The sequence below is a fragment of the Mesorhizobium sp. YC-39 genome, assembly GCF_025753795.1.
In the GTDB taxonomy this organism is placed as follows: Bacteria; Pseudomonadota; Alphaproteobacteria; order Rhizobiales; family Rhizobiaceae; genus Mesorhizobium.
The window spans coordinates 562,383-576,048 of the sequence record NZ_JAOWPS010000003.1 but is presented as its reverse complement, the minus strand read 5'-3'; the positions used below and the strand labels follow the sequence as shown (position 1 = coordinate 576,048).

The window sequence follows — 13,666 nt, the reverse complement described above, 5'->3', positions numbered from 1 at the left end:
TTCTGATTGCATATATCTATAAGCAGGGGATAATATATATGGCTTCAATCGCGAGCGAGCGGCCGGACAAGTTTCGCATCGGCAGGGTTTTCAACGACAGCTTTGCGGTCATCAGCCGAAATCCCGTTCTTTGCCTCGGGCTTGCAGTGCTGTTTTCGGGTTTGCCAACACTCCTCTATCAGCTTTGGATCTGGCAATCGGTGACCGGCATCGGGATAGCCGCCCCGGAATTCTCGGCCCAACGCGCCACCGTCACGGTCGTCGTCGTACTGGTTTCCATGGTCCTGGCCGCCATTTTGCAGGCGGCACTGGTGCGCGCGGCCATCGAGGATCTGAACGGCAAGCGGCCTGCAATAGGCGATTGCATCGGGACTGCGCTCTCTCTTTTGCTGCCGGTGATAGGCATTGCGGTGCTCGTCACGCTTGGCGCGGGACTGGGTTTCATGCTCCTCATCGTTCCCGGCATCATATTGTGGCTTCGCTGGTCGGTCGCCGTGCCGGTTCTGGTTCAGGAGCGGCTGGGGGTGTTCGGCAGTATGAAGCGCAGCCGCGACCTCACCAAGGGCAGCCGTTGGGCGCTGTTCGGATTCTGGATTGTCCTGATCATTGCCGCGATCGCCATCCAGCTTGTGCTGAGCCAACTCGTCACGATCTTCGGCATGACCGTGGCTCTCATCCTGGACGCCCTGGTGACATCAGTCGTGTCCGTGGTGACATCGGTCGCCCCGGCGGTCAGCTATGTCGAGTTGCGGCAGGTCAAGGAAGGCACCAGCGTCGACGAACTGGCGGAAATCTTCTCATAGCGGGCCGATCTACCACATCATGAACGTTGCGACATCCGCGTCGGAAACCTTGCCGGCGCTGACATCGGCCATCGCCTGATCGACAATCGCCACGCCTTCGGTCACTTCGTCCTCGGTCAGCGTCAGCGGCGGCATGAATTCGAGCACATTGGCCTTCAGTCCGACATAGGTGAAGGCAGCGCCTAGTTCGTAGCCGCGATAGATGATCTTGGCCGTCGTCGCCGGCGCCACGGGCTCGCGCGTCGAACGGCCTTTGACCAGGTCGATGCCGACGGCAAGGCCACGACCGCGCACATCGCCGATGATCTCGTGTTTTGTGCCGAGCGCCCTGAGCCCGTCTGAGAACAGCGCGCCGACGCGTGCCGAGCGCTCGACCAGCCCTTCGCTTTCAATCGCCTTAAGTACCGCATTGCCAGCGGAGGTCGCCACCGGGTTACCGGCGGTCGTCTGCAGCGCGAAAGCCGGCGCGTGGTCCATGATCTCCTTCGGGCCGATGGCGGCCGACAGTGGCAGGCCGCCGCCAATGCCCTTGCCGAAGACGACGAGGTCAGGGGTCAGGCCTTCATGCTGGAAACAATGCATCATGCCCGTGCGCGCCAGCCCGACCTTGACCTCGTCAACCACGATCCTGATGCCGTGCTTGCGGCAACGCTCCTGCAACGCCTTGAGGAAACCCGGCGGCGGTACGATCAGCCCGCCATCCGACATCAGCGGCTCGATGAACACGGCCGCCACCTGATGCGGCGGGCAGGTGGTCTCGAACTGGTAGTCGAGCAGGGCAAGCACGGCCTCGGCGCTGAACTGCGGCCGGAAGGGATCGGGGTAGGGGAGCAACAGCACGCCCGGCCGCGGCAGCGTGTGGGTCATGGCGGTGTGGCCGCTGATGCCCATCGAGCCGGAGAGATTGCCATGATAGGAGCCGATGAATGAGATGAAGCGCGAGCGGCCGGTGGCGGCCTGCAGCACACGCACGGCGCAGTCATTGGCATCCGAGCCGGAATGGCCGAACCAGACGCGGCGTTCACCATTGCCGGGCGTGATCGCCAGCAGCCGCTCGGCCAGCGAAACCGCCGGCTCGTTCGGGTAGAGCAGGAGGCTGGCGCCCGCCATGTCGCGGATCGAGGCTTCGACCGCCTCGACGATGGCTGGGTGGCCGTAGCCGAGAATGGCCGGACCGGCCGAACCCGACAAATCGAGCAGCGAGCGTCCGCCTTCCTCGATCAGCCGGTTGCCCCGGCCCCCAATGAGGCTGAGCGGTGAGAAGCGCAGCTTGCCGATTTGAGCGATGGTTGCCGCGTCGCGCTCGCGCAAGCTGAGATTGCTCATGAAGCATTCTCCTTTTGGTGCCTGGGCAAGGCGGCAGCCAGGCGGTTCGCCCACGCCTCGATGCCAGAGCGGTTCGCCAGAAGATCCTGGCGGATTTCTATGAGAACGGCGGGGATGCCGTGATCGTCGCCATGGATCGGAACAGCATAGTCGGCGTCCCGGCTGATCACGTAAGGCACGTTGGCGGCGACGTTGAGCGCTGTGTCGACGCGCAAGCCGGCAAGGATGGCTTCGCCGAAATCCTTGCCGCCGGCGTAAAGCACACCGGCATGCCAAGGCCTGGATTTGCCGAGGAAGACCGGCGTGAAGGAGTGGATCGTGGCGATCCGCGTCGGTCGGCCCGCCTTCGCGCGACGGTCGAGATGGGCGGCGACCCGATCGTGGAAGGGCGTGAACATGATCTCGGCGCGCTTTGCGCGCTCGGCCGCATCGAGCCCGACATTGCCAGGAATCTCGGTGTCCTCGGACAGCACCGGAATGCTACCGCTGGTCCCGAGCGGCCGGTTGAGGTCGATCAGCAGCCTCGAATAACCGCTGAGGAAGGCCGGCGCGTCGAGCAATGCCGACAGCAGGCGCGTCACCTCGGCGGCACCGATATCCCAAGCGATATGACGCTGCAGATGGCTGGCATCGAGCCCAAGCTGGCTATATTCGGCCGGCATATGGTTCGACGCATGCTCGCACAAAAACACGATATCGGAGCGCCCGTTCTCGTTGAGCACCTCGACGGCTGCCGGCCAACCTTTCTTAGGCCCGGTTTCATGCTGGAAGGCCATCAATAGAGCGTCCGGTAGAGATCGCAGACAGCCACGGGATCGAGGCCTGCTAGGCGCTCGCTCTCATGCCGCTTGAGGCCGACGAAGGTCTCGACGAACACAGGCGCGAACCATCCGGTGACGGTGCTGTCGGCAGTGAGCGCATCGAGCGCCGCCGGCAGTGTTTCCGGCAGCCGCACGAGGCCGAGCTTGGTGCGCTCCGCCTCGCTCATCAGCGTCGGATCGCCAGTCACCAACGGCGGCGTTGGCAGCTTGGCCTTCAGCCCTTCGAGTCCCGCGCGCACGATGGCCGCCAGCGACAGGTAGGGATTGCCGGTCGCGTCGGCCGCCCGATACTCGATATTGTACTGCCTGGCCGGATCGCGGCCGCCGATCGTCACCGTCGGGCAGATGCGCAGGGACGCCTCGCGGTCGCGGTCGGCCAACCAGGTATAGGACGAGCTCCAGCTATGCGGTTTCAGCCGGTAGTAGGACGACACGCTCGACGCCGTCATGGCGATGATCCCGGGCAGGTGCCGCAACACCCCGGCGCAGAAGGCGCCGGCCCGGCTGGACAGACCGCCCGGACCCTCAGGATCGTAGGTCGCTGGCTTGCCGGCCTCGTCGACGAAGCTGAAATGGATGTGGACGCCGTTGCCGACGGCATCGGGGGCTGCCTTGGGCGTGAAGCTAGCGCGCCAGCCGGCGATGCGCGCCATTTCGCGCGTGATCTCGCGGATGGCGACGGCACGGTCGGCTGCGGCAAGCGCATCGGTCGGCTCGTGCGTCACCTCGAACTGCTCGTTGCCGAATTCGGCGATAACCACTTCGGGCGCAACGCCTGCTTCCTCCAGCGCCGCCATCAGATTGGGCGCGAACGGGTCGGCGCGGCGCAGCGCGGCGAAAGACATCGAGTGACCCGGCGCGAAACCGGCGTCGGCAATGTGGAATTCGTGCTCGAAGGCTGCGATGACGGAAAGCCCGGTGGCGGCCTTCAGCTCCGCCAGCGCGTCGATCAGCATGGTGCGCGTGCAGCCGACCCATGGGCTGCCGTCGAGTTCGACGATGTTGCCGGCGACCATGTCGAAGGGCGTCGCCGACCCGGTCAGCGTCGTGCGAAAGCGCGCATTGAGATCGGGCAGCAGCCGCACGTCGCCGGACGAACCCCAGGGATTGGGATCGACGATGGAATTGAACGGCGTCAGCGACAGATTGGCCTGCAGCCAGCCGACGCCGGTGGCGGCAATCTTCTGCAGCTTGCTTTCGACCACCGAGCGGCCGCGCGTGATGGCGGAAAGATCGGTGGTGACGACGGCAACGAGAGGTTCGACGGTCGATGTCATGCAGCTTTTCCCAAGGCTTCGAAGCGGGCGACGACCGTGTCGGTGTCGGTGACCCAGCAATATCCGCCGAATGCCTTGAGAGCGATGTCGTGGCGTTCCTGGGTGATGGTGGCGCAGGCGTCGGATACACAGGTTATGAGGTAGCCGCGGTCGGCGCCGTCGCGCACCGTCATGTCAACGCATTGATCGGTGAGCACGCCGACCACGACGAGGTAGCGAATGCCGAGGTTCTTCAGCAGATAGTCGACATTGGTCGAATTGAAGATGCCGGACGACGTCTTCGGCAGCATGATCTCATCGCCGACCGGCGCCAGCGACGGCACCGGCAGGCCTTCCGGCAGGCTGGGCGCGATATGGATTGGCGTCAGCTTGTGGTCGAGCGAGCGGTCGCGGCCGTCTTCCGTCAGGCTCTGGATGATGGTGTGGATGACCTCGACGCCGTTGGCACGGGCTGCCGCCAAGAGGCGTTCCTGGTTGGGGATCGTCTGCGACGCTGTCTGCCTGTAGAAATAATGATCGGGGCCACGCTCGGGGTGCCCCGGGTCGGCGCCAGGCTCCAGCCAGACGCGTTGCATATCGACCAGAAGCAGCGCGGTTTCGCCGGCGCGGAAGGGTTCGTTTCGTTCGGGCAGTGGCTGGCTCATGCTTTCTGGTCCTGCTTTGCTGATTTGGTTTGGGCTGATTTGGCCTGGGCTGACTTGGCTTGGGCTGAGTTGGCTTGGGTTGATTTGGGTCCGGGCGTGCCGCGTGCCCCGCTTTCTTCCGCCCTTCTGTTCTCTTCTGCGCTGTCGAGGGTCACGGCATTGGCGTGCCGTATCTCCTCCAGCCGCTCGATGCGTTCGCGGGCGGCGTCGCTCAGCGTCGAGATGATGTGGGCGACCAGCGCCTCCATTTGCGCGATCGCCGGCACCAGGGTGTCATATGGGGAGGCGACTTCGAGCGGGCTGACGATGGTGACCTCGGCGAGATCGGCGATCGGCGACAGCCATTGGTCGGTGAACAGCACGATGTGGACATCACGCGCCGCTGCCTGCCTGGAGTATTCGATGACATCGAACTGATAGCGGCGGTAATCGAAGACGACGAGTACGTCACGACGGCCAAGATCGGCCAGCGTGTCGAAGGCCTGTGCCGACAATGTGCCGATGTCGCGCACGCCCGGCCTGAACTGCAGCAGGTAACCGGCGAACATGCTGGCGACATGGCGGCTGAAACGGCCGCCGAGCAGGGCAACTTCGCCCTTTGTCTCCATTAGCAGGCGGGCGGCGCGATCATAGCTCTGCAGCGGCGTCAGGCTGACCGATTTCTCGAGTGCCGTGCTGACCGAGCCGAGATAGGCGAGGATGGCGCTGTCTTCGGCGCCGGACGGCCGCTTGGCCTCCATCATCAGCAGCGGCGAATGCAGCCTTGCCTCGACCTCGGCCAGCAGCTTGGCCTGGAAATCCGGAAAACCCTCATAGCCGAGCTTTACCACCAGCCTGACCACGGTCGGGTCGCTGACGCCGGCGCGCCGCGCCAGCGCCGAGGCGGTGCCGAGGCCGGATGTCGGATAGTCGGTCAGAAGCAGCCGGACGATTTTTTCCTCCGACGGCGTCAGCGCCAAATCCTGTCGCATCAGAACATCGCGTATCGCCATTGGCCTCCCCGAAATCCGTGTTGGGCTCTCTGCCTCGTTGTGTTTAGTTTATTACAGGGATTTTGATTTCGGTCAACAATGAAGAGATATTGACATAATCGAACGACTGGTCTTAGCTTGTTCGAAAGTAGCCAAGAGACTGTGGGGAACAGCCATGCGGAACGGAAGCGACGTCATCGTCGTTGGCGCGGGTATTGTGGGATCGAGCGCCGCCTATCATCTGGCCGAGGCTGGCGTGGCGGTGACGCTGGTCGAGCAGACCCATCCCGCCGGCGGGCCGTCCGGCAAGTCTTCAGCGCTGCTGCACGCTTTCTACCTGATGCCGGAACTGTCACAGCTCGCCATTCGCGGCCGCGAGATACTGGTGTCGCTGCCTGAGATCGTTGGCGAGGGCTCCTTCGTCACCGAAGTCGGCATGATGTGGGTATGCGGCAACGACAATGAAGCGAGCTGGAAGGCTGCCGCTGAACGCATTCGCGGCGAGGGCGCATTGATCGAAACGCTGTCGCCGCAAGCCTTCGGAGATGCGGCACCGGGCTTTGCGTTGGACAATGTCGCGCTGGCGCTGTGGGAACCCGAATATGGCTATGCCGATGCCTTCGGCGCCACCAATGCGATCGCCCGCGCCGCCAAGGCGCGCGGTGCCAAAATCATGCAGAACACGCTCGTCGAGCGGCTGGTGAAGGAAGGCGACCGTATCAGCGGCGTCGCGCTCGCCGACGGCACCGTGTTGAAGGCCGATGCCGTGGTGCTCGCCGCCGGGCCGTGGACACGCCGCCTGCTGGCGACGGTCGGCTTCGATCTGCCGCTACATGTCGAGCGTCATCCGATGGCGGTGCTCGACGCCGCCGGCAAGGCGCGGAAAGTCATGCCCTTCGCCTGGTGCGACGACATTTCCTGCAACTATGCGCGGCCCGACAATGACGGCGTCATCCTCGCCGGCACCTGGGCCGGTGGCGGCACCGGCTTGCGCCATGAGCATGCCGGCCGTCCGCGTTTCGTCGACAATCCCGATGACTACATGGAAGGCGTCGAGGAAGCGGAATCGGTCGAGATCCTCGAGACTTTCGCGATGCGGGTGCCGGCGATGGCCGAGCTCGGTATCCGCCCAGGCTATGCCGGGCTCTACGACATGAGCCCCGACGACCTGCCGGTCATCGGCGCCATGCCAGGCGTCGACGGGCTGTTCGTCTCGGCCGGCTCTTCCGGCCATGGCTTCAAGACCGGCCCGGCGGTGGGCGAGGCGATCGCGAAGCTGGTGACCGAAGGCGCCCAGCCCATCCTGGCGCCATTCTCGCCCAGCCGCTTCAAGGCGGCGTGATGGCCGAGGTCGCGATGAGCGAGCGCAGGGCACGGTCCCTGATGCCGGCCGCCTTCCGTAATGCCAGCGCGGATGCCGCCTGCATGGTGGCGGTGCTGCTGCTGGCCGCGCTCATCATCTTCCTGTTCGGCGGCGCCGCCATGCAGCGCGTCGTCACCTATGCCGCGATCATGCTGACGGCGGTGCTCGGCCTGCAGATCTTTTCCGGCAACAGCGGCATCGTCTCTTTCGGCCACGCCGCCTTTGTCGGTTTGGGCGCCTATGCCACCGGTATCTTGACCATGCCGGCCGCATTGCAGCGCACGGCTTTGCGCGATCTGCCGCAATTCCTCGCTGGCTATGAACTCTCTTTCTTCGCTGCACTCGCCGTGGTGCTTGTCCTTGCGGTCGTCATCGGTTTTTTAACCGGCACGCCTTTGCTGCGGCTGACTGGATCGAGCGCGTCAATCGCCACGCTGGCCATGCTGATCATCGTCTACACGCTGCTGGTCGCCGGCCGCGAGATCACGCGGGGCAGCCAGCCTTTCTACGGCGTCCCGCGCGAAGTCGGATTGTGGACTGCCGCCGGCATCACCTCGGTGGCGTTGGTGGCGGCAAGGCTGTTTCGGGAAACGGCTTTCGGCCTTGCCACGCGCGCCGCCGCCAATGACGAGCGCGGTGCCGCCGCCGTCGGCGTCGACCAGCGGACCGCGCGGCTGGCCGCCTGGGTGGTGGGCGCGGTTGCCGCCATGGCCGCCGGCGCCATGATGGCGCAGTTCCTTGGCGCATTCTCGCCGCGCGATTTCTATTTCGACCTCGGTTTCACCTTGCTCGCCATGCTGATCGTCGGCGGCATGAACTCCTCGCTCGGCGCCTTCATCGGCGTTGTCGTCACCATTGCCGTGATTGAAATCGTGCGCCGCTTCGAAGGCGGCGGCGAAATGTTCGGCCTGCATCTGCCGGTGCTGTTCGGGCTCACCCAGGGCGTGCTTGCCATCGCCATGATCCTGGTCATCTGGCGGCGGCCGACCGGCCTGTTCGGCGAGCGCGAGCTGAACATTTTGCGCCGGCCCGGCGGTCGAGCAGTACCGGCTTCGGCTCAGCCCCCGCTGCATGTCGAGCACGACCGCCTTGCGGCCGACCATCTGTCGCGGCGCTATGCCGGAGTCGTCGCCGTCGACGACGTGACGCTCGCCTTCGACACCGACAGCATCACCGGCATCATCGGTCCGAACGGCGCCGGCAAGACAACGCTGCTCAACATGCTGGCCGGCGATGTCGAACCGAGCGCCGGCACGGTCTCGATCGGCGGCGCGGTGAGAGCGGCGTCCGCCTTCCGCTTCGCCCGTTCGGGCGTTGCCCGCACCTTCCAGAACATCCGCGTCTTCCCCGCTATGACGGTGCTGGAAAACGTCGTTGTCGCCGCCCGCCAGGTCGAGCCGGATCTTGGCCAGGCCGAGGCGGCGGCGATGCGCGAGCTCTCGCGCATGGGGCTGGAGAAGTCAGCCGATCAGCCGGCGGCCAGGCTTGCCTATGGCCAGCGCCGCCGCCTGGAAGTGGCACGAGCGCTCGCGCTGAAGCCGCGCTTCCTGCTGCTCGACGAGCCGGCCGCCGGCATGAACGCGGTCGAGACCGCCGAGCTGGTCTCGATCCTGTCGGCGGTCCGCGCCGAGCGCCGCATCGGCGTCGTGCTGATCGAGCACGACATGCGGCTGGTGATGAATCTCTGCGAACGCATCGTCGTCATCGACCACGGCCGCGTGATTGCCGACGGCACGCCAAGCGAGGTGCAAAACAACCCTGCCGTCATCGCCGCCTATCTCGGCAGTCGCACCGCCCGCGCCAAGACCGCCAGTCAAGCCACCGCAAACGAAACCGCATGACCCACAACGACAGCCAACGATAATAAATCCAGAAGGAGAACCGACATGCCAACGCTTTATTGCCTTCACCGCGCCGCCCTCTATGCGGCGGTATTCGGCATTGCTGCCGTTTCGACAGCCAGAGCCGAGGAGATCATCATCGGTGCCGCCACCGCCCAGACCGGCGGCCTCGCCCCTTACGACCAGCCGGCGCTTGCCGGCCTGCGCATGGCATTCGACGAACTCAACGCCAAGGGCGGTCTCGCCGGCAAATACACCGTCAAGCTTGTGATCAAGGACACGCGCTCCGATACCGCGCAGACCGCCACAGTCGCCCAGGAGCTGATCGACGCCGGCGCCAAGATCATGATCACGCCTTGCGACGCCGATCCCTCGATCTCGGCCGGCCAGCTCACCCAGCCGCTCGGCATTCCGACATTGACGCTGTGCGGCTCCGCCCCGGTGCTCACCGCCGCGGTCGGCGACGTCATGTTCGGCACCTATCCGGCCGACAATGTGCAGGCGACCGCGGTCGCCGACTTCGCCATCTCAGAAGGCAAGAAGAAGGTTTTTCTGCTGACGTCGCCGGATTCCACCTACACCGCCAATCTGCCCGAATATTTCGGCAAGGTGTTCGAGAAGAAGGGCGGCGCCATTGCCGGCCGCGGCACTTACACCATGGGCCAGCCGGACTTTTCCGCCGAGATCACCAACATCAAGGGCCTGGCTGACCAGCCTGACCTGATCATGACGGCCGCCTACGAGCCCGATTTCCCGGCCTTCATCCAGCAATTGCGCGGCGCTGGCGTGACCATTCCGGTCTATGGCGCCGATGCCATCGGCACGCCGACCATCAAGGGGTTAGGCAAGCTGGTCGACGGCGTCGTCTATACGGCGGCCGGCTACGCCGAGCCGGGCAGCAAGCTGGAAGCCTTCAACGCCGCCTTCACCAAATATGCCGGACATGCGCCGGAATCGACCTATGAGGTGAACGGCTACGAGATCGGCCTGATCCTCGACCAAGCGGTCAAGACGGCCGGCTCCGATGATCCCAAGGCGGTCCGCGACGCCATTGCCGGCCTCAAGGATTTCGAGGGGATCACAGGCAAGATCACCTATGCCGGCACCGACCGCATGCCGCTGAGACCCGTGGCGCTGATGCGCTATGAGGGCGGCGAGGGCAAGCACATCCAGACCATGATCCCCGACGCCGCCGACGTGCCGGCGCCGTGACATCATGCTGAGCGTCGAAGCCCTGAAAATACGCTACGGCGAAGTCGAGGCGGTGCGCCGCGTCGACCTTGCCGTCGACAGCGGCGAGATCATCGCGCTGGTTGGTGCCAATGGCGCCGGCAAGAGCTCGACGCTCGGCGCCATCGCCGGGCTGGTGCCGGCCGCGTCAGGCAAGGTGGTCTTCGACGGCGTCGACATCACCGGCCTGGCGCCGGAGGCGATCGCTCGCAAGGGTGTGTCGCTGGTGCCCGAAGGCCGGCGCATTTTTGCCGGCCTGACCGTGGCCGACAATCTGCGTCTCGGCGGCGCCGTGCACCTGTCGGCTCCGGAGGCGAGGGCGCGCGAGGAGGAGATGCTGGACCTGTTCCCGATTCTCAGGCGCTACCACCGCGCCAAGGGCGGCAACCTCTCCGGCGGCGAGCAGCAGATGCTGGCGATCGCGCGCGCCTTGATGGGCAAGCCGCGCATGGTGCTGCTCGACGAACCTTCGCTCGGCCTTGCCCCGCAACTGATCGACACCGTCTTCGACCTGATCGCCGAATTGCGCCGCACCGGCCTGACCATCCTGCTGGTCGAACAGAACGTGGCGCTGGCACTTGAGATCGCTGATCGCGCCATCGTCCTTGCTAATGGCGAGGTGGTGCTGTCGGGCACGGCGAAAGAACTCGCCAGCTCGGACCTCGTCCGCCAAGCCTATCTCGGAGCCTGACCATGATCGCGCAGCAGATCATCAATGCGGTGAGCCTTGGCGGCGTCTACGCGCTCCTGGCGCTCGGCTTGGCGATCGTCTTTTCCATTGTCGGCCTGATCAATTTCGCCCATGGCGAGCTGATGACGCTGTCGGGTTATGCACTGCTGGCGGCGCTGGTGTTCGGCCTGCCGTTCCCGCTGGCCGTGCTCGTCGCCGTCTCCTGCGGCGCGCTCGCAGCCGTCGCCATGGAGCGCGTCGCCTTCCGGCCGATGCGCGACGCCAGCGTCACCAGCCTTTTGTTGACCAGCTTTGCCGTTTCCAGCCTGCTCAAGGTCGTCTTCCAGAACGGCATCTCGGCCCGGCCGCAGGCCGTCGCCATGCCTGGCTGGATGACCGGCGCCTTCTCCTTCGGCGATTTCACCATCGGCGTCGGGCCAAGCATTTCCATCGTCGTCTCCGCGCTGGCGCTAATTGCGCTGGAACTCTTCCTGCGCCGCACCGTCACCGGCACGGCGATGCGCGCCGCGGCGGAGGATTTCAACGTCGTGCGCCTGATGGGTATTCCGGCCAGCCGCATCATCGCCACCGCCTTCCTGCTTTCCGGCCTGCTGGCCGGACTGGCGGCGATGCTGTGGGTGGCGCAGCGCGCCTCCGTTGATCCGCTGATGGGTTTCACGCCGGTGCTGAAGGCCTTCATCGCCGCCGTCGTCGGTGGACTGGGCAGCCTGCCAGGTGCCGTCGCCGGCGGTTTCCTGCTCGGCATCATCGAGGTGCTGCTGCAGGCGACGCTGCCGGCAGCGGTCGCACCCTATCGCGACGCCATCGTGCTGTCGGGCGTCATCGCCGTGCTGCTGGTGCGCCCGCAAGGCCTGATCCCGGCCGTCCGCGTGCAGCGCAGCTGATGTACAGCAAGCCTGAATTTGCGCCTTTGTCGCGCGACGAGGTGTTCGACCTGATCGAGGGGACCGCCTTCGGCACAGTGGTGACATCAGGGCCGCAAGGCCTGGTCGCCTCGCATCTGCCTTTCGTGCTCGACCGGGAGAGAGGGCCAAACGGCGCGCTTGTCTCGCATCTCGCCCGGCAGAACCCGCACAGCGCGCTGATAGCAGAGGGCAAGGAGACGATCGCCGTCTTCCAGGGGCCGCATGGCTACATCTCGCCGTCCTGGTATCCGCGCAATCCGGTGCGCGACAGCGCCCCGACCTGGAATTTCGCGGTCGTCCATTGCCATGGCCGGCCGGTGCCGCTCGACGATCACGCCACCGCCCGGCACCTCATGCGGCTGGTCGATGTGCTGGAAAAGGATCGCGAGGATCGCTGGCGCATGCGCGAACTCGGCCCAGGCGGCATGGAGCGGCGCCTGCCGCACATCCTTGGCTTCGACCTGCCGATCGAGCGGCTCGAGGCCAAGTTCAAGATGGGGCAGGACGAACGTCTCTACGACACCAATGCCGCGATTAGCGCGCTGGAGGCGCGCGATCCCACGCTTGCCGCTATGATGAAGGCGCGCAATGCGCACCGCAAAGACTGATTGCGGGAGGAAGTGAGACCCATGATCCCCAATCTCAACATTGTTCCCTTCGTCAGCGTCGACCACATGATGAGGCTGGTGCTGAAGATCGGCGTCGAGCGCGTCCTCACCGAGTTGGCCTCCTACATCGAGGATGATTTCCGCCGCTGGGAGCTATTCGACAAGACGCCGCGTGTCGCCTCGCACAGCGCCGAGGGCGTGATCGAGCTGATGCCGACCAGCGACGGCGAGGTCTATGGCTTCAAATATGTCAACGGTCATCCGAAGAACATGCGCGAAGGCCGCCAGACCGTGACAGCCTTCGGCATGCTCGCCGATGTCCACAATGGCTACCCGGTGCTGCTGTCGGAAATGACCATCCTCACCGCGCTGCGCACCGCCGCGATGTCGGCGCTGGCGGCCAAGCATCTGGCGCCAGCAGGCGCCGACTGCATGGCGCTGATCGGCAACGGCGCCCAGGCCGAGTTCCAGGCGCTGGCCTTCAAGGCTTTGCTGGGTGTGCGCAAACTGCGCTTCTACGACATCGACCGTGCCGCGACGGAAAAATGCATCCGCAATCTCGCCGGGCTGGGTTTTGACATGGTGGCTTGTAGAACCACGGAGGAGGCGGTCGAGGGGGCTGACATCATCACCACCGTCACCGCCGACAAGCAGTACGCCACCATCCTCACCGACAACATGGTCGGCTCTGGCGTGCACATCAACGCGGTCGGCGGCGATTGCCCCGGCAAGACCGAATTGCATCGCGACATTCTGCTGCGCTCGGATATCTTCGTCGAATATCCCCCACAGACCCGCATCGAGGGCGAGATACAGCAGCTTCCAGCCGGCCATGAGGTGACCGAGCTGTGGCAGGTCATCACCGGTGCAGCGCCAGGCCGGCGCGACCCAGCGCAGATCACGCTGTTCGATTCGGTTGGCTTCGCCATCGAGGATTTCTCGGCGCTGCGCTATGTTAGAGACCAGTTGATATCGACCGGCCTCTACCAGGAACTCGACATGCTGGCCGATCCCGACGAACCGCGCGATCTGTTCGGTATGCTGCTTAGAGCAGCGACGGCAGCGAAGACGGAGCAGGCCGTATTGTAACGCTCCCGCGTCCGGCGTGACATCGGCAGGCAAATAGCGTATATTGACATAAAGATGTCTTTATGTGACTTAAGCGCGACCGTCGCCTTGAGGATAA

General features: G+C 64.9%; 13 protein-coding genes. 8 read left to right on the top strand and 5 right to left on the bottom strand.

The features are described 5' to 3' along the window. Nucleotides 1-38: 38 nt before the first annotated feature. Nucleotides 39-803, top strand: coding sequence for a hypothetical protein (locus tag OHD62_RS19650; protein WP_263785058.1), 765 nt, complete (start codon nt 39-41; stop codon nt 801-803). 9 nt (nt 804-812) lie between these two features. Here OHD62_RS19650 and OHD62_RS19645 read toward each other — a convergent pair whose 3' ends face one another. Genes OHD62_RS19645 through OHD62_RS19625 form a run of 5 tightly spaced genes read right to left on the bottom strand, consistent with a single transcriptional unit; the run spans nt 813 to nt 5,863 of the window. Next, the gene (locus tag OHD62_RS19645; protein ID WP_263785057.1) at nt 813-2,129 is read right to left on the bottom strand and encodes an aspartate aminotransferase family protein; all 1,317 of its coding nucleotides are present in this window, start codon (nt 2,127-2,129) and stop codon (nt 813-815) included. Then, nucleotides 2,126-2,905, bottom strand: coding sequence for an N-formylglutamate amidohydrolase (locus OHD62_RS19640; RefSeq protein ID WP_263785056.1), 780 nt, complete (start codon nt 2,903-2,905; stop codon nt 2,126-2,128). The genes OHD62_RS19645 and OHD62_RS19640 overlap by 4 nt, the downstream gene beginning before the upstream one ends. After that, a complete protein-coding gene (locus tag OHD62_RS19635; protein WP_263785054.1) occupies nt 2,905-4,227 on the bottom strand; it encodes a glutamine synthetase in 1,323 nt (440 codons plus the stop codon). Before OHD62_RS19635 ends, OHD62_RS19640 begins: the two co-directional genes overlap by 1 nt. Then, nucleotides 4,224-4,871 (bottom strand): cysteine hydrolase family protein, encoded by a 648-nt coding sequence (locus OHD62_RS19630; RefSeq protein ID WP_263785052.1) that lies wholly within the window; start codon nt 4,869-4,871, stop codon nt 4,224-4,226. The genes OHD62_RS19635 and OHD62_RS19630 overlap by 4 nt, the downstream gene beginning before the upstream one ends. Further along, the gene (locus OHD62_RS19625) at nt 4,868-5,863 is read right to left on the bottom strand and encodes a MurR/RpiR family transcriptional regulator (RefSeq protein ID WP_263785049.1); all 996 of its coding nucleotides are present in this window, start codon (nt 5,861-5,863) and stop codon (nt 4,868-4,870) included. Before OHD62_RS19625 ends, OHD62_RS19630 begins: the two co-directional genes overlap by 4 nt. 154 nt (nt 5,864-6,017) lie before the next feature. Between OHD62_RS19625 and OHD62_RS19620 the strand changes: the two genes are divergently transcribed. From OHD62_RS19620 to OHD62_RS19590, 7 genes are read left to right on the top strand one after another with little or no spacing between them, the layout of a single operon-like run. After that, nucleotides 6,018-7,184: an NAD(P)/FAD-dependent oxidoreductase gene (locus tag OHD62_RS19620; protein WP_263785047.1), complete on the top strand. Its 1,167-nt coding sequence runs from the start codon at nt 6,018-6,020 to the stop codon at nt 7,182-7,184. Then, nucleotides 7,184-9,046, top strand: a complete 1,863-nt coding sequence (locus OHD62_RS19615) for a branched-chain amino acid ABC transporter ATP-binding protein/permease (protein WP_263785045.1) — start codon at nt 7,184-7,186, stop codon at nt 9,044-9,046. Before OHD62_RS19620 ends, OHD62_RS19615 begins: the two co-directional genes overlap by 1 nt. Before the next feature lie 45 nt (nt 9,047-9,091). After that, nucleotides 9,092-10,258: an ABC transporter substrate-binding protein gene (locus tag OHD62_RS19610; protein ID WP_263785043.1), complete on the top strand. Its 1,167-nt coding sequence runs from the start codon at nt 9,092-9,094 to the stop codon at nt 10,256-10,258. A gap of 4 nt (nt 10,259-10,262) precedes the next feature. Beyond that, the gene (locus OHD62_RS19605) at nt 10,263-10,967 is read left to right on the top strand and encodes an ABC transporter ATP-binding protein (RefSeq protein ID WP_263785041.1); all 705 of its coding nucleotides are present in this window, start codon (nt 10,263-10,265) and stop codon (nt 10,965-10,967) included. A 2-nt stretch (nt 10,968-10,969) separates the two neighbouring features. Then, nucleotides 10,970-11,851 carry a branched-chain amino acid ABC transporter permease gene (locus OHD62_RS19600; RefSeq protein ID WP_263785039.1) on the top strand — a complete coding sequence of 294 codons (882 nt, stop codon included), beginning with the start codon at nt 10,970-10,972 and terminating at the stop codon, nt 11,849-11,851. Continuing rightward, nucleotides 11,851-12,480 carry an FMN-binding negative transcriptional regulator gene (locus OHD62_RS19595; RefSeq protein WP_263785037.1) on the top strand — a complete coding sequence of 210 codons (630 nt, stop codon included), beginning with the start codon at nt 11,851-11,853 and terminating at the stop codon, nt 12,478-12,480. The genes OHD62_RS19600 and OHD62_RS19595 overlap by 1 nt, the downstream gene beginning before the upstream one ends. Before the next feature lie 21 nt (nt 12,481-12,501). Beyond that, on the top strand, nt 12,502-13,569 hold the full coding sequence (locus OHD62_RS19590; protein WP_263785035.1) for an ornithine cyclodeaminase: 1,068 nt from the start codon (nt 12,502-12,504) through the stop codon (nt 13,567-13,569). Nucleotides 13,570-13,666: the final 97 nt, after the last annotated feature.